Origin of the sequence: Salmonella sp. 741265073_HBA (genome assembly GCF_046569105.1) — a bacterium.
Taxonomy (GTDB): Bacteria; Pseudomonadota; Gammaproteobacteria; order Enterobacterales; family Enterobacteriaceae; genus Salmonella; species Salmonella enterica.
Map to the genome: position 1 here is coordinate 176,192 of NZ_JBKFRY010000007.1, position 15,554 is coordinate 191,745.

General features: G+C 52.3%; 13 protein-coding genes and 1 pseudogene. 9 read left to right on the top strand and 5 right to left on the bottom strand.

Going from position 1 to position 15,554, the window contains the following annotated elements:
• Positions 1-10: 10 nt before the first annotated feature.
• Positions 11-670 (top strand): bifunctional tRNA pseudouridine(32) synthase/23S rRNA pseudouridine(746) synthase RluA, encoded by a 660-nt coding sequence (gene rluA / locus ACLD3P_RS12195; RefSeq protein WP_131046609.1) that lies wholly within the window; start codon positions 11-13, stop codon positions 668-670.
• Between the two features lie 94 nt (positions 671-764).
• On the opposite strand, the gene djlA is transcribed toward rluA, so the two are convergent.
• Complete coding sequence (gene djlA / locus ACLD3P_RS12200; protein WP_001200595.1) at positions 765-1,577, bottom strand: co-chaperone DjlA; 813 nt, start codon at positions 1,575-1,577, stop codon at positions 765-767.
• Between the two features lie 253 nt (positions 1,578-1,830).
• Here djlA and lptD point away from each other — a divergent pair, with 253 nt between their 5' ends.
• Genes lptD through apaH form a run of 6 tightly spaced genes read left to right on the top strand, consistent with a single transcriptional unit; the run spans position 1,831 to position 8,577 of the window.
• The gene (lptD, locus tag ACLD3P_RS12205) at positions 1,831-4,191 is read left to right on the top strand and encodes an LPS assembly protein LptD (RefSeq protein ID WP_131046610.1); all 2,361 of its coding nucleotides are present in this window, start codon (positions 1,831-1,833) and stop codon (positions 4,189-4,191) included.
• Between the two features lie 53 nt (positions 4,192-4,244).
• Entirely contained in the window at positions 4,245-5,531 is a 1,287-nt protein-coding gene (gene surA / locus ACLD3P_RS12210) for a peptidylprolyl isomerase SurA (protein WP_000800482.1), read from the top strand.
• Positions 5,531-6,520 (top strand): 4-hydroxythreonine-4-phosphate dehydrogenase PdxA, encoded by a 990-nt coding sequence (gene pdxA / locus ACLD3P_RS12215; RefSeq protein WP_047603035.1) that lies wholly within the window; start codon positions 5,531-5,533, stop codon positions 6,518-6,520. Before surA ends, pdxA begins: the two co-directional genes overlap by 1 nt.
• Positions 6,517-7,338 carry a 16S rRNA (adenine(1518)-N(6)/adenine(1519)-N(6))-dimethyltransferase RsmA gene (rsmA, locus tag ACLD3P_RS12220; protein ID WP_001065397.1) on the top strand — a complete coding sequence of 274 codons (822 nt, stop codon included), beginning with the start codon at positions 6,517-6,519 and terminating at the stop codon, positions 7,336-7,338. Before pdxA ends, rsmA begins: the two co-directional genes overlap by 4 nt.
• A gap of 2 nt (positions 7,339-7,340) precedes the next feature.
• Entirely contained in the window at positions 7,341-7,718 is a 378-nt protein-coding gene (apaG, locus tag ACLD3P_RS12225; protein WP_000610894.1) for a Co2+/Mg2+ efflux protein ApaG, read from the top strand.
• Between the two features lie 10 nt (positions 7,719-7,728).
• Complete coding sequence (gene apaH, locus ACLD3P_RS12230; protein WP_000257211.1) at positions 7,729-8,577, top strand: bis(5'-nucleosyl)-tetraphosphatase (symmetrical) ApaH; 849 nt, start codon at positions 7,729-7,731, stop codon at positions 8,575-8,577.
• Positions 8,578-8,841: 264 nt separating this feature from the next.
• Here apaH and folA read toward each other — a convergent pair whose 3' ends face one another.
• From folA to kefF, 3 genes are all read right to left on the bottom strand, one after another.
• Positions 8,842-9,321 (bottom strand): type 3 dihydrofolate reductase, encoded by a 480-nt coding sequence (folA, locus tag ACLD3P_RS12235; RefSeq protein ID WP_000624379.1) that lies wholly within the window; start codon positions 9,319-9,321, stop codon positions 8,842-8,844.
• A 198-nt stretch (positions 9,322-9,519) separates the two neighbouring features.
• Positions 9,520-11,382 carry a glutathione-regulated potassium-efflux system protein KefC gene (gene kefC, locus ACLD3P_RS12240; protein WP_000377164.1) on the bottom strand — a complete coding sequence of 621 codons (1,863 nt, stop codon included), beginning with the start codon at positions 11,380-11,382 and terminating at the stop codon, positions 9,520-9,522.
• Positions 11,375-11,905 (bottom strand): glutathione-regulated potassium-efflux system oxidoreductase KefF, encoded by a 531-nt coding sequence (gene kefF, locus ACLD3P_RS12245; protein ID WP_000600706.1) that lies wholly within the window; start codon positions 11,903-11,905, stop codon positions 11,375-11,377. Before kefF ends, kefC begins: the two co-directional genes overlap by 8 nt.
• A gap of 135 nt (positions 11,906-12,040) precedes the next feature.
• Here kefF and ACLD3P_RS12250 point away from each other — a divergent pair.
• A pseudogene (locus ACLD3P_RS12250) lies at positions 12,041-12,106 on the top strand (hypothetical protein); the annotation flags it as partial.
• A 351-nt stretch (positions 12,107-12,457) separates the two neighbouring features.
• On the opposite strand, the gene ACLD3P_RS12255 reads toward ACLD3P_RS12250, so the two are convergent.
• Positions 12,458-14,347 (bottom strand): sulfatase-like hydrolase/transferase, encoded by a 1,890-nt coding sequence (locus ACLD3P_RS12255; RefSeq protein ID WP_000066315.1) that lies wholly within the window; start codon positions 14,345-14,347, stop codon positions 12,458-12,460.
• Positions 14,348-15,244: 897 nt separating this feature from the next.
• On the opposite strand from ACLD3P_RS12255, the gene srfN reads away from it, so the two are divergent.
• On the top strand, positions 15,245-15,535 hold the full coding sequence (srfN, locus tag ACLD3P_RS12260; RefSeq protein WP_000745961.1) for a DUF1471 family virulence protein SrfN: 291 nt from the start codon (positions 15,245-15,247) through the stop codon (positions 15,533-15,535).
• The last annotated feature ends 19 nt before the right edge of the window (positions 15,536-15,554 follow it).

Sequence of the window (15,554 nt, forward strand, 5' to 3'; positions counted from 1 at the left end):
GGAGCCGTACATGGGGATGGAAAACTACAATCCGCCGCAGGAACCCTGGCTGGTTATCCTGTATCAGGATGAGCACATTATGGTGGTCAATAAGCCCAGCGGCCTGTTGTCCGTGCCGGGGCGTCTGGAAGCGCACAAAGACAGCATTATGACGCGTATCCAGCGCGACTACCCGCAGGCAGAGTCGGTGCATCGTCTGGATATGGCCACCAGCGGCGTGATTGTAGTGGCGCTGACCAAAGCCGCGGAGCGGGAGCTAAAACGCCAGTTCCGCGAACGTGAGCCGAAAAAGCAGTATATGGCGCGCGTATGGGGGCATCCCTCCCCGGCGGAAGGACTGGTCGACTTACCGCTCATCTGCGACTGGCCGAACCGGCCAAAGCAGAAAGTATGTTATGAAACCGGCAAACCGGCGCAAACGGAATATAACGTGGTGGAGTTTGCGGCGGATAATACCGCCCGCGTGGTGCTCAAACCGATCACCGGACGTTCACATCAGCTTCGTGTGCATATGCTGGCGTTAGGCCACCCGATTTTAGGCGATCGGTTTTACGCCTCGCCGGAAGCGTTGTCGCTGGCGCCGCGTTTGCAGTTACACGCCGAAATGCTGACCATTACCCATCCCGCTTACGGTAACAGCATGACGTTTAAAGTCCCGGCAGATTTTTAAATTCGGAGCCAATTTATGCCGGGGCGCTTCGCTTGCCCGGCCTACATTCATTAACGTAGGCCGGATAAGGCGCTAGTCGCATCCGGCAATTCAATCACTTGAAGCCTTTCTGTTCTTTGATTAGCTCATACGCTTTCTGAATTTCCTGCGCTTTTTGCTTCGCCATCTCCATCATCTCCGGCGGCAAACCTTTGGCCACCAGCTTATCGGGATGATGCTCGCTCATCAGTTTGCGATAAGCGCGTTTAATGGTGGTTGCATCGTCGGTGGTTTTAACCCCCAGCACATTACAGGCATCTTCCAGCGTCGGGCCGCGCTGCGCCTGCTGCCAGCCGCCGCCGGACTGTTGATGATAACCGCCGCCAAACTGCGCGCCGCCCTGCATCATACGCAGAAACTGATCGAACTGTACGCGGGAAATACCTAACTCTTCCGCAATCACATACAGCACTTCCCGCTCATTAGGATGCAGCGAGCCATCGGCAAACGCCGCCTGGATCTGAATTTCCAGAAACATCCGGATCAGATCAAAACGCCCGAAGCAGACGCTACGAAACTGCCGCATCTTTTCACGTAATGGGTAATTATCCGCTTTTCCGACCCGAAAGGCGTTCTGCGCGGCAGTACGTGAATCGCCGTGTAAATTCATACGATCCATCAACTGACTGGCGATATGAATATCCGCTTCCGTCACCCGTCCTTTTGATTTGGTTAAGTGGCCCATCACCTCAAAGGTGGTGGCAAAAAACAGCGCCTGCCGTTCCCGCTGGTTGGCAAACCACGCCATTTTTCGGCTGCGGGCTTTGTCGAACATATGGCCCACCAGCAGACCCAGGACCACGCCCCAAAAGCCGCCGCCCATCATCAGGGCTACGGCGACGCCAATTATCTTTCCCCAGTACTGCATAGACTCCCCAAAACGTTACGCTATCGGTGAGGCTATCTCCCACAAAATAAGGTGCTTTTCTGCGAATGAAGGCTACGGTCAATTGTGGGACATCGCCTATAATTTGCATTATCATACCTGTCATTCAATGCCGTGCCTAACACCACAGACGCTAAACGGCAGGATTAACACTGGCGCAGCGAAGATGAGTAAGTTAGGCTGTGACCGTTTGTCACGCGCAACGCTACCGATGATGGAACAATAAATACAACGTATGAAAAAACGTATTCCCACTCTTCTGGCCACCATGATCGCCAGCGCCCTTTATAGTCATCAGGGGCTGGCAGCCGATCTCGCCTCACAGTGTATGTTGGGCGTGCCGAGCTACGATCGTCCTCTGGTAAAAGGCGATACCAACGATCTGCCGGTTACTATCAATGCCGATAACGCTAAAGGTAACTACCCGGACGATGCCGTTTTTACCGGCAACGTGGACATTATGCAGGGGAATAGCCGCCTGCAAGCGGATGAAGTGCAGCTTCATCAGAAGCAGGCGGAAGGTCAGCCAGAACCTGTACGCACCGTCGATGCGCTGGGTAATGTGCATTATGATGACAATCAGGTCATCCTTAAAGGGCCGAAGGGCTGGGCGAACCTGAACACCAAAGACACGAACGTCTGGGAAGGCGATTACCAGATGGTGGGCCGTCAGGGGCGCGGTAAAGCCGATCTCATGAAGCAGCGCGGCGAAAACCGCTATACCATTCTGGAAAACGGCAGCTTTACCTCCTGTCTGCCTGGCTCCGATACCTGGAGCGTGGTGGGGAGTGAAGTCATCCATGACCGCGAAGAACAGGTTGCGGAGATCTGGAACGCCCGGTTTAAAGTAGGTCCGGTTCCGATCTTTTATAGCCCCTATTTACAGCTCCCCGTCGGTGACAAACGTCGCTCAGGTTTCCTGATCCCGAACGCGAAATACACGACCAAGAACTATTTCGAGTTCTACTTACCGTATTACTGGAACATCGCGCCCAATATGGACGCCACCATCACCCCGCACTATATGCACCGCCGCGGCAATATTATGTGGGAGAACGAATTCCGTTATCTCACACAGGCGGGCGAGGGAGTGATGGAATTAGATTATCTGCCTTCTGATAAAGTTTACGAGGACGATCATCCCAAAGAGGGCGATAAGCACCGCTGGTTATTCTACTGGCAGCACTCAGGCGTGATGGATCAGGTGTGGCGTTTTAACGTCGATTACACCAAAGTCAGCGACTCCAGCTACTTTAACGATTTCGACAGTAAGTACGGTTCGAGTACCGACGGTTACGCGACGCAGAAATTCAGCGTCGGCTACGCCGTACAAAACTTTGACGCTACGGTGTCGACCAAACAATTCCAGGTGTTTAACGATCAGAACACCAGCAGCTACTCTGCGGAGCCGCAGTTAGACGTTAACTACTACCATAACGATCTCGGGCCGTTTGATACCCGGATTTACGGCCAGGCGGTGCATTTCGTCAACACCAAAGACGATATGCCGGAAGCGACCCGCGTCCACCTGGAGCCGACCATTAGTCTGCCGCTCTCCAACCGCTGGGGCAGCCTGAACACCGAAGCGAAGCTGATGGCGACGCACTATCAGCAAACGAATCTGGACAGCTATAACAGCGATCCAAACAATAAAAATAAGCTGGAAGATTCGGTTAACCGCGTCATGCCGCAGTTTAAAGTCGACGGTAAGCTCATCTTCGAACGCGATATGGCGATGCTGGCGCCGGGGTATACCCAGACGCTGGAACCACGCGTGCAGTACCTGTATGTGCCGTACCGCGACCAGAGCGGCATCTATAACTACGATTCTTCTTTGCTGCAATCCGACTATAACGGCCTGTTCCGCGACCGCACTTATGGCGGTCTCGACCGTATTGCTTCCGCCAACCAGGTCACGACCGGCGTCACAACACGCATTTATGATGATGCCGCCGTTGAACGTTTTAACGTTTCTGTTGGTCAAATCTACTATTTCACGGAGTCTCGCACCGGCGATGACAACATTAAATGGGAGAATGACGACAAAACCGGTTCGCTGGTTTGGGCAGGCGACACTTACTGGCGTATTTCAGAACGCTGGGGGCTGCGTAGCGGAGTGCAGTACGATACCCGTCTGGATAGCGTCGCTACCAGCAGCAGCAGCCTCGAATACCGTCGGGATCAGGATCGTCTGGTACAGTTGAACTACCGCTATGCCAGCCCGGAATATATTCAGGCTACGTTGCCTTCGTATTATTCCACGGCAGAGCAGTATAAAAACGGCATCAACCAGGTGGGCGCGGTGGCAAGTTGGCCGATTGCCGATCGCTGGTCGATTGTCGGCGCGTACTACTTCGATACCAATTCGAGCAAACCTGCAGACCAGATGCTCGGCTTGCAGTACAACTCTTGCTGCTATGCGATCCGCGTCGGATACGAACGTAAGCTGAACGGTTGGGATAACGATAAACAACACGCGATTTATGATAACGCGATTGGCTTCAACATTGAGCTGCGCGGTTTGAGCTCTAACTACGGCCTCGGCACGCAAGAAATGTTGCGTTCGAACATTCTGCCGTACCAAAGCTCTATGTAATCTGATTGATTTACAACGTAATCCGCATTGCGGTTAATTGAAATGGAAAAAGTATGAAGAACTGGAAAACGCTGCTTCTCGGTATCGCCATGATCGCGAATACCAGTTTCGCTGCCCCCCAGGTAGTCGATAAAGTCGCAGCCGTCGTCAATAATGGCGTCGTGCTGGAAAGCGACGTTGATGGCTTAATGCAATCAGTCAAACTCAACGCGGGTCAGGCAGGTCAGCAGCTTCCGGACGACGCCACGCTGCGTCACCAGATCCTGGAACGTTTGATTATGGATCAAATTATCCTGCAGATGGGTCAGAAGATGGGGGTGAAGATCACGGATGAGCAGTTGGATCAGGCCATCGCCAACATCGCCAAACAAAACAATATGACGATGGATCAGATGCGCAGCCGTCTGGCTTACGATGGGCTGAACTATTCAACCTACCGTAACCAGATTCGTAAAGAGATGATTATCTCTGAAGTGCGCAACAACGAGGTTCGTCGCCGTATCACCGTTTTGCCGCAAGAAGTTGACGCGCTGGCAAAACAGATTGGCACCCAAAACGACGCCAGCACCGAGCTGAACCTGAGCCATATCCTGATTGCTCTGCCGGAAAACCCAACCTCCGAGCAGGTTAACGACGCGCAGCGCCAGGCGGAAAGCATTGTTGAAGAAGCGCGTAACGGCGCAGATTTCGGCAAACTGGCGATTACCTACTCTGCCGACCAGCAGGCGCTAAAAGGCGGTCAGATGGGCTGGGGCCGTATCCAGGAGCTGCCGGGGATTTTCGCCCAGGCGCTGAGCACCGCGAAGAAAGGCGACATTGTCGGCCCGATTCGCTCCGGCGTCGGCTTCCACATTCTGAAAGTAAACGACCTGCGCGGTCAGAGCCAGAGTATCTCCGTGACCGAAGTTCACGCTCGTCACATTCTGCTTAAGCCGTCGCCGATCATGAACGATCAGCAGGCGCGCCTGAAGCTGGAAGAAATCGCGGCTGACATTAAGAGTGGTAAAACCACATTTGCCGCTGCGGCGAAAGAGTACTCTCAGGACCCGGGCTCCGCTAACCAGGGCGGTGATTTGGGTTGGGCTACGCCAGATATTTTCGATCCGGCGTTCCGCGACGCGCTGACGAAGCTGCATAAAGGCCAAATAAGCGCGCCGGTACACTCCTCTTTCGGCTGGCATCTAATCGAATTGCTGGATACGCGTAAGGTAGACAAAACCGATGCGGCGCAGAAAGATCGCGCTTATCGTATGCTGATGAACCGTAAATTCTCAGAAGAAGCGGCGACCTGGATGCAAGAACAGCGCGCCAGCGCTTACGTTAAGATTTTGAGTAACTAATGAGCAGTGCGCAACGCGTTGTTATCACTCCCGGCGAACCCGCCGGGATTGGCCCCGACCTTGTTGTCCAACTGGCGCAACGCGCGTGGCCGATTGAACTGGTCGTCTGTGCGGACGGCGCGCTCCTGACGGAGCGGGCCGCCATGCTCGGCCTGCCTCTCTCGCTTCTCCCTTACTCGCCTGATGTCCCCGCTGCGCCGCAGCCCGCGGGAACGCTGACCCTATTGCCGGTCTCGCTGCGCGCGCCTGCCATCCCCGGTCAGTTGACGGTAGAAAATGGCCCCTATGTGGTAGAGACGCTGGCGCGAGCGTGTGATGGCTGTCTGAACGGTGAATTTGCCGCGCTGATCACAGGCCCAGTGCACAAAGGCGTTATTAACGACGCAGGCATTCCGTTTACCGGTCATACCGAGTTTTTCGAAGAGCGTTCGCAGGCGAAAAAAGTCGTGATGATGCTGGCAACCGAAGAACTTCGCGTGGCGCTGGCGACCACGCATCTGCCGCTACGGGTGATTGCAGACGCCATCACCCCTGCGCTTTTGCACGAAGTGATTGCTATTTTGCATCACGATTTGCGGACCAAATTTGGTATTGCCGAACCGCGCATTCTTGTCTGTGGCCTGAATCCGCACGCGGGCGAAGGCGGTCATATGGGCACGGAAGAGATAGACACCATCATTCCGGTGCTCGACGAGCTGCGGGCGCAGGGGATGAAACTCAACGGGCCGCTACCTGCTGATACGCTGTTTCAGCCCAAATATCTCGATAATGCCGACGCGGTGCTGGCGATGTACCACGATCAGGGCCTGCCCGTGCTAAAATACCAGGGATTCGGTCGGGGAGTGAATATTACGCTCGGCCTACCTTTTATTCGAACCTCCGTTGACCACGGCACCGCGCTTGAACTGGCAGGTCGTGGAAAAGCGGATGTCGGCAGTTTTATTACGGCGCTTAATCTCGCCATCAAAATGATTGTTAATACCCAATGAATAATCGAGTCCATCAGGGCCATTTAGCCCGTAAACGCTTCGGGCAAAACTTTCTCAACGATCGGTTTGTGATCGACAGTATTGTTTCTGCTATTAATCCGCAAAAAGGCCAGGCGATGGTTGAAATCGGCCCCGGTCTGGCGGCGCTGACGGAGCCGGTCGGCGAACGACTGGATAAGCTCACGGTCATTGAACTTGACCGCGATCTGGCGGCGCGTTTGCAAACCCATCCGTTCTTAGGGCCGAAGCTGACTATTTATCAGCAGGACGCCATGACCATGAACTTTGGCGAACTGTCTGCGCAGTTGGGCCAACCGCTGCGTGTGTTCGGCAATCTGCCCTATAATATCTCCACCCCGCTGATGTTCCATCTCTTTAGCTATACTGATGCCATTGCCGACATGCACTTTATGCTGCAAAAAGAAGTGGTAAATCGTCTGGTTGCAGGGCCGAACAGCAAAGCGTATGGTCGTTTAAGCGTGATGGCGCAATATTACTGTCAGGTGATCCCGGTGCTTGAAGTGCCGCCATCCGCCTTCACGCCGCCGCCCAAAGTGGACTCCGCCGTGGTGCGTCTGGTTCCACACGCAACAATGCCTTACCCGGTTAAAGATATTCGCGTGTTGAGCCGTATTACCACCGAGGCCTTTAACCAGCGCCGTAAAACGATCCGTAACAGTCTCGGCAATCTTTTTAGCGTTGAGACGTTAACGGAAATGGGTATTGACCCGGCAATGCGCGCGGAAAATATCTCTGTCGCGCAGTACTGCCAGATGGCCAACTATCTGTCGGAAAACGCGCCTTTGAAGGAGAGTTAAACATGATCAATTCGCCCAGAGTGTGTATTCAGGTGCAAAGCGTCTACATTGAGGCGCAATCCTCACCTGACGATGAACGTTACGTTTTTGCCTATACCGTAACCATCCGCAATCTGGGCCGGGCGCCAGTGCAGCTATTGGGCCGCTACTGGCTGATTACCAATGGTCATGGCCGTGAAACTGAAGTCCAGGGCGAAGGTGTGGTTGGCGTCCAGCCGCGCATTGCGCCTGGCGAAGAGTATCAGTACACCAGCGGCGCGGTAATTGAAACGCCGCTGGGCACCATGCAGGGTCATTACGAAATGATCGATGAAAATGGCGATGCCTTTACCATCGACATTCCCGTGTTTCGACTCGCCGTCCCTACACTCATTCACTAAAATTATAACAATGGCAACTTATCTCATCGGCGACGTTCACGGTTGCTACGACGAACTGATCGCCTTATTACAGCAAGTGGAATTTACGCCAGATACAGACACTCTATGGCTGACTGGCGATTTGGTCGCCCGCGGTCCCGGTTCGCTGGACGTGTTACGCTACGTCAAATCGCTTGGCAATAGCGTGCGTTTGGTGCTGGGAAATCACGATTTGCACCTGTTGGCCGTATTCGCCGGGATTAGCCGCAACAAACCTAAAGACCGGCTGACCCCGCTTCTTGAAGCGCCGGACGCCGATGAGCTGTTGAATTGGTTACGCCGTCAGCCGCTGTTGCAGGTAGATGAAGAGAAAAAGCTGGTCATGGCGCATGCAGGTATTACCCCGCAGTGGGATTTGCAGACGGCAAAAGAGTGCGCCCGCGATGTTGAAGCGGTGCTGTCGAGCGACTCGTACCCGTTTTTCCTCGACGCGATGTATGGCGATATGCCGAATAACTGGTCGCCGGAGTTAAGCGGTCTGGCGCGGCTACGCTTTATTACTAATGCCTTTACCCGTATGCGTTACTGCTTTCCTAACGGTCAACTGGATATGTACAGCAAAGCGTCGCCGGAAAACGCCCCTGCGCCGCTGAAGCCGTGGTTCGCCATTCCGGGGCCGGTGAGCGAGGCTTACAGTATTGCGTTCGGGCACTGGGCGTCGCTGGAAGGGAAAGGGACGCCGGAAGGTATTTACGCGCTGGATACCGGCTGCTGCTGGGGCGGGGAGTTGACCTGTTTACGTTGGGAAGATAAACAGTATTTTGTGCAGCCGTCAAACCGCCAGATGGATATGGGCGAAGGCGAAGCGGTCAACGCCTGATAGGTTTATGCCTGATGGCGCTACGCTTATCAGGCCTACATCTGGCTCAAGAATTGGTTTATGCCTGATGACGCTACGCTTTTCAGGCCTACATCTGGCTCAAGGATTGGTTTATGCCTGATGGCGCTACGCTTATCAGGCCCACATCTGGCTCAAGGATTGGTTTATGCCTGATGGCGCTACGCTTATCAGGCCTACATCTGTCTACATCTGGCTCAAGAGTAGGCCGGATAAGGCGTTTCGCCGCCATCCGGCACTACAGTGTTAACGACGCTCCAGAATCTCGAAACAATAGCTGTGAGAATTCTGCGCGTCGGCATCGTGAAACTCACTGAATACCGATTCCCAGTCATCCGGTTCATAATCCGGAAAATGGGTATCGCCTTCGACTTCCGCATCAATATGCGTCAGATAAAGCTTCTGCGCTTTTGGCAGGAACTGCTCGTACACGCGCCCGCCGCCAATGACCATAATTTCCGGCGCATCGCCGCAAGCGGCAATCGCCTCATCGACAGACTTCACCCACTGCACGCGATCGTCGGTGCCCGGCTGGCTGCTGATAACAATATTTTTACGTCCCGGTAAGGGGCGTCCGATGGACTCCCAGGTGTGACGTCCCATGACGACAGGTTTATTTAACGTGTTACGTTTAAACCAGGCGAGATCGGCAGGCAGGTTCCACGGCATGGCGTTTTCCATACCGATGACGCGATCCACCGCTAACGCCGCAATCAGACTGATCATTAATTATTTCCTGATACAAAAAAAATTGCCGCCACTATACGTAAAGCGCAATCTTTCGTCGACTGACGAAAAGAGGATGAGCACGAAAATTTTTCGTTCTGCTGGCGACGCCACTCATTTGATGTGGAGCGCCAGCATTACAGTAGTTCAAAAACAGCCAATTAGCAGTAAAGTTTGCAGAACATCACATTTTTTACTTTAGATTGACGGTTTGACCTCGGGTTCATCGGCGACCTCCCCGGAATGTTTGCCCTCAGCCGTTCCCTGCCAGCCGTGGCGCTGAATCAACGACAGATGCTCCCGGTCCTCGGTAATAATTTCGCTCAACATCGCGCTGGTACGTTTATAGGCGGCGGCGCGAGATAACGGATCGTTTTCCCCTTTCGCCATCTCTTCCACCATCCGGGTATTAAAATGGCGGAACAGATCCGCGCGCTCGCGGGCTTCATAACGCCCCAGCCCCAGCGCTTCCAGCGCCTGTCTCCCGCTTTTGAGCGCGCCTTCGAAGGTTTCACGTTCGGGCATCGCCACACCAGCCTGGCGCAGGCGGATGTAATGATCGACATCACGGGCGCGGGCGATAATCTGCAGATGCGGGAAATGCGACTTCACCAGTTCACTCAGTTGCAAATTGGTTTGCGGATCGTCAATGGCGTTAATCAATACCTCCGCCTTCGCCGCTCCGGCAGATTCCAGTAAATCCATACGCGTCGCGTCGCCATAAAAAACCTTCATGCCGAATTTACGCAGCGTTTCGATATGATCGGGGTCGTGATCGAGCACCACCATCTTCACCCCGCTCGACAGCAGCAAACGCCCGGCTATCTGACCAAATCGTCCAAACCCGGCCACAATAACCCGCGGTTGCTCTTCGTCGATTTCATCCGCCTCGCGCGCTTCCCCCGTCGCGGTCTTCTCCATGCGCGTCAGCAGCACCAGAAAAATCGGCGTTGCCGCCATCGACAGCGCGACCGCCAGCGTCAGCGCTTTTGCCCATTCCGGCTCAAGTACATCCGCCATTTGCGCCGCGCCAAAAACCACAAACGCAAACTCACTTCCCTGGCCTAATAAGACGGCAAACCAGCGACGCTGTTTTGCCGGTACGCCCAGCGGCCTCGCGACCAGCCACAGCATGACGATTTTGATTGCCAGAAAACCGGCCAACAACAGCAGAATGCGCAGCGGATTCTCCACCAGCGTGCCGAAATCAATCGACATGCCGACGCCAATAAAGAACAGCCCCAGCAGCAACCCCTTAAAAGGTTCAATATCGCTTTCCAGCGCATGACGATATTCTGAACTCGCCAGCAGAACGCCCGCCAGGAACGCGCCCATCGCCATTGACAGCCCAACCTCTTCCAGCAACAGGCCGAAACCAAACACCAGAAATAGCGCCACGGCGCTGAACACTTCCCGCAAACCAGAACGCGCGACAAAGCGCAGCGCCGGGCGCGTGACGTAGCGTCCCAGCAGCACCACCAGCGCCAACGCGCCTGCGACTTTCAACGCCGATAGCGCAAACGCGCCAAGCGTGGTGGATGCGCCGCTGGCGGCCAGCAGCGGGATCATCGCCACCAGCGGGATCGCCGCGATATCCTGGAACAAGAGCACTGCGAATGCGCTACGTCCTACTTGTGAAACGGTCAGGTTACGCTCATTCATTGCCTGCATGGCGATAGCCGTGGACGAAAGCGCCAGCGTCATGCCAATCAGTTCCGCCACCTGCCAACGCAGGCCAAGAAACATGCAGAACAGACCAATCAGTCCGCCGCAGACCACCATCTGTAACGCGCCGCCGCCAAATACCGAGGCGCGCAGCTTCCATAACCGTTGCGGGTCCAGCTCAAGCCCAATAACAAACAACATCAGCACGACGCCGATTTCCGCAAAATGCAGAATAGATTCGGCGTCCGTCACCAGCCGTAGTCCCCAGGGGCCGATAATACACCCCGCAATCAGATACCCCAGCACCGATCCTAAGCCCAAACGTACCGCAATCGGCACAATCAGCGCCGCCGAACCAAGATAGATCAGCGCCTGCAGTAGAGTATGGCTATCCATGATTCACCTCCTGCCATGCCAGTAAACGCTGTTTATACTGACGCGCCTGCGCCTGTAAGGTGTCATCATCACAAATGAACGTGCAGTGCATGGCAAACGGCGGCAGCCATTTGAGGCCGCAATAGAGCGCCGTCGCCTGTAGCGGCTGAGAGAGGACATCAAATCCCGGATGGGAGCCGATAGCAAAGTGGTTTTCACCACCGCCAGTCGTTACCGCCCACAGCAGATGTTTACCATGCAATGCCGTACCGCCATGACCGTAAGCCCAGCCGTGGGTGAGGACTTTATCCATCCATAATTTGAGTAAAGGAGGGACGCTGTACCACTGCATCGGATGCTGCCAGACGATAAGACTCGCGCGCGACAGCGCCTCCTGCTCGGCGGCAACGTCAATATTGAAATCGGGATAGAGGTGATAAAGCGAACGTATTTCGACGTTTTCCAGCGTCCCTGCCTGTTCAAGCATCCGTTTATTCGCATGAGAATGATGCGGATACGGATGCGCATAAATAATGAGGATCATGATTAGCCTGTGATGATCTGTTTTTTATTACAAAGTGTAGTGACAAATTCGCCAGGCTAATAGTGAATATTATTGAGCGGCTAACCAGAAAAAATTGAATTAACGCCAGCAAGGAGTTGGCGCCATCCTGCCCCGGAAGACGCCCTCGAAGGGCCGCAGGCGTTTGCAGAAAAGCGCGATCCGGTGTGGGAAGGTCGGTGATGATGGCAGCCTTAAATTGCTGACCAATCGGTTTAAGGCCTTCTTGTCGGGCGGCGCTGCGCTAAATTTGCCTGTAATGACTGTAATATCAATCCATTACATGATGACACAGGCCCAATAAGCGCAGCGCCAACAGCATCTGAACCTCCAGACACGCTGGATGCCAGATCGCCGACGCATAAATTAACCTAATGGGCTAGGTACTTAGAGCATGGCCCACCAGGCGTAATTGTTGAAGCCAGTTTGGGGCCGATCAGCGCGCAGAAACCGGAGCGTACACGTAGTACGTGAGGATTTTGAGCACTGCCCGGTCCCAAAATGGCGAGTAAAATAGCCTAATGGGTCAGGCTCTTAATCTTTCGCCATGCGGTTAAACTGCTCAATAGTAAGATCCCACGGCTCATGGGCCGCATCCGGCATAAAACTGCCGTCATCCACGCCAATTTCGTCCTTGATAATTTTATTCAGTTTTTCATTCATCGTAAGAATGAGATCCTGATATTTCTGTTTATCAGCAGCAAGGTTATGGTTCTCATCGGGATCATTTTTAAGATCGTAAAGTTCAAGATCGTTGTACTTAATAAGATCCTCCCAGGTTTCCGGCGTATTATGCTCCCTTAGCGAGAAATAGCGTGCAAACTTATAACGGCCATCGTTAATCATCCGCGTCCCTGAACGATGGCTGAAATCAGGATGCAAATGGGATATTTCCTGCTTGATTTGCGCCACCGTTTTTTGTTTATCTCTTTGTAGCGCGATAACGCGGTGGAGATAATGGGCATCGGTATACAAGATCATGCCATAGCAATATAAGCTGGCATTTCTCACCGCATTAACCGCAACGCCTTCCGGGTTTTTTAGCAATCCGCTAAAATTAACGCCTTTGCGGTTGCCTAACGCCTGGTGCTGTTTTTCTTCCGGCAAACCGGTCAGCCCAACTAATGTCGGCGCGATATCAAGATGACAGGTCAACGCCTGACATTTCTTATTACCGGGGTACGCCGGGTGGGAAATAATCATCGGTACATGGATCTGTTCTTTATAAACGGAAGCGCCTTTACCGTGCATCTGATGGCTTCCGCCTAATTCGCCATGATCGGCAGTAAATACAACAATCGTTTTATCAGTTAACTTGAGGGCATCAAGTTCATTTAATATCCGGTCAAGGTGAGTATCACAATCGCGGATACAGTTGAAATAGTAGTCAAGCAGTTTACGCCAACGACGATCTTCATCAGGAAACTGCCCTTCCAGCGCAGCGCGCGCCGTCTGGTATTCAAGATGCGCCGGCGGTCTTCCCTGCTCATTGAATGATTGATGCCTGTTTGCCGGCAGCGGATAGTTCGGCCAGCTTGCCTGATAAAGTTCGTTTTCCGGTGGCTGCGTGGGCGCCAGGGTATTATCATCCTGATCCAACTCGCCACGCCACTGTACCTTTTCTCCCTCTTTATCGGTATCAATAAACATGACGTCATGAGGATTAACGAGGTTAACGGCCAGGAACCAAGGCTTGTGTTGGTCATTCAAGGGCTGCCCCTTGCATCTTAACCAATTTATAGTCTGAGCCGTGGTGGTTGAATCATAAAAATAGCCGCCTTTACTATGGCCAATAATATCGCCGATGCCGTGATAGTCAGCAAAACCATATTTTTCCATAATTTTATGTAATTCTGGTTCAGGAATATCCCCGACATCAATATCCTCATCTTTTTCGTCAGGCAAAGGCTTCTCCAGTTTTTCTGTAAGATGCCACTTACCTTTATAGGCCGTATAGTATCCCAGTTCCCGCATCATATGGCCTGTGGTTCCAAGAGCGGGGTCAAGGTCATAAGGCATCCAGGGTAATCCCAGATTATCAAACATCTTTGTCTGGGGCATATGTAAGCCGGTATACAATACGGAGCGGGAAGGCGTACAGACATTACTGGTGTTCTGATGATTACAGAATGTCACCCCCGTTTTCATGAGCCGCTCTCTGCCGGGTACCGGGAAAGGAAACGTAGGAAAAAAACGCTCCTGGTCGGTCACGACTAACAGAATATTATATCCTTCTGGCAATTTTTCCGGGATTTCGCCGGTAAACGGTTTATCCCACGCCGGTTTCGCCTTGACGGCGCATTTTTCATCAGCCTTTACCGCGCCGGATAGCATACCGCCGGCGGCAAGAATACCGGCGCTGGTTAACAGTTTCCTACGCGTAAGATCCGTCTCTTCTGCGGACAGATTTTTTTTATTACTCATATTATTATACCTGTAGTCAGTAACTTTATCACATATTCATTTATTACTGTACGAGGAAGCGTGGATATGTATCAATGCCTTCCGGGTAAGAATATGTGTTATAAATTGATTTGTATTTCAAATTAGAAATATATTAATAAATGAGCATAATTCACTGAAAAATTATTTAGATGAAAAGTTCATTGTTTTTATTTTAGAGATACAACTGCAGACATTACTTCATAAAAAAATACATTATTAAACATACTCTATAGCGCTGTGTTCGTGCCTTTTCCCTTCAGCTACGGTGATTACCCTATGCCGCTACAATAAAATCGCCCCGAAAGAAACACTATCAGTAACAGGCCGCGCAACCATAGACATACAACCGGTAATATCACTCTGGGAAATTAAAACATAACTCAATTCTGTTATGTTGCTTATGAATAAAACTAGCGTATTACCGCGTGATTCAATAAAAATTACGCCATTAAAAGAAATAATATAAAAACTATTATTTACAGGGGGTTAAGTTTCTTTTTAGCTGGCAGTGCATTATTTTACATTGACAACAACATAAAGAGGTGACTATAACAAGATATAAGACGGTCACACCAAATAAGGCTATTTTCAGATAATCAACCGAGGTTATTACCCAAAATAATTCGAGTTGCTTAAAGGCGGCAAGGGAGTGAGTCACCAGGAGCATAGATAATTATGAGACTGAGGTGAGCGACAAATCTGCCGGGAGCAGATTTGAACGTCGCGTGCGACGGCCCGTCAGGGCGAGGCCCATGGGTGGGCCGAGTAATCCGTAGCCAACACATAAGCAACCTGAAGTATGAAGGGGATAAATAATTTCGTTACGGATTACTGATATTGCGCAAACCTTATCATCAATGCAACAGGAACAGAACTATGAAAAAACGCATTATTGCCGCCGCATTACTGGCAACGGTTGCTTCATTCAGCACACTTGCGGCAGAGCAGGTCTCTAAGCAAGAAATCAGCCACTTCAAACTGGTTAAGGTCGGCACCATAAATGTGTCCCAGAGTGGCGGGCAGATTTCCTCACCCTCTGATCTACGCGAAAAACTGTCAGAATTAGCCGATGCGAAAGGCGGAAAATATTACCATATTATCGCTGCACGTGAGCATGGTCCGAATTTTGAAGCCGTTGCCGAAGTTTATAACGATGCGACGAAATAAAGCTCTGATTGCGCCATAA

What these genes read in the sequence shown, in the direction of transcription:
- lptD (WP_131046610.1), top strand. Translation starts at nt 1,831, where the DNA reads ATGAAAAAACGTATTCCCACTCTTCTGGCCACCATGATCGCCAGCGCC.
- ACLD3P_RS12255 (WP_000066315.1), bottom strand. Translation starts at nt 14,347, where the DNA reads ATGAGTAATAAAAAAAATCTGTCCGCAGAAGAGACGGATCTTACGCGT.
- djlA (WP_001200595.1), bottom strand. Translation starts at nt 1,577, where the DNA reads ATGCAGTACTGGGGAAAGATAATTGGCGTCGCCGTAGCCCTGATGATG.
- srfN (WP_000745961.1), top strand. Translation starts at nt 15,245, where the DNA reads ATGAAAAAACGCATTATTGCCGCCGCATTACTGGCAACGGTTGCTTCA.
- kefF (WP_000600706.1), bottom strand. Translation starts at nt 11,905, where the DNA reads ATGATCCTCATTATTTATGCGCATCCGTATCCGCATCATTCTCATGCG.
- apaH (WP_000257211.1), top strand. Translation starts at nt 7,729, where the DNA reads ATGGCAACTTATCTCATCGGCGACGTTCACGGTTGCTACGACGAACTG.
- rsmA (WP_001065397.1), top strand. Translation starts at nt 6,517, where the DNA reads ATGAATAATCGAGTCCATCAGGGCCATTTAGCCCGTAAACGCTTCGGG.
- kefC (WP_000377164.1), bottom strand. Translation starts at nt 11,382, where the DNA reads ATGGATAGCCATACTCTACTGCAGGCGCTGATCTATCTTGGTTCGGCG.
- folA (WP_000624379.1), bottom strand. Translation starts at nt 9,321, where the DNA reads ATGATCAGTCTGATTGCGGCGTTAGCGGTGGATCGCGTCATCGGTATG.
- surA (WP_000800482.1), top strand. Translation starts at nt 4,245, where the DNA reads ATGAAGAACTGGAAAACGCTGCTTCTCGGTATCGCCATGATCGCGAAT.
- rluA (WP_131046609.1), top strand. Translation starts at nt 11, where the DNA reads ATGGGGATGGAAAACTACAATCCGCCGCAGGAACCCTGGCTGGTTATC.
- pdxA (WP_047603035.1), top strand. Translation starts at nt 5,531, where the DNA reads ATGAGCAGTGCGCAACGCGTTGTTATCACTCCCGGCGAACCCGCCGGG.
- apaG (WP_000610894.1), top strand. Translation starts at nt 7,341, where the DNA reads ATGATCAATTCGCCCAGAGTGTGTATTCAGGTGCAAAGCGTCTACATT.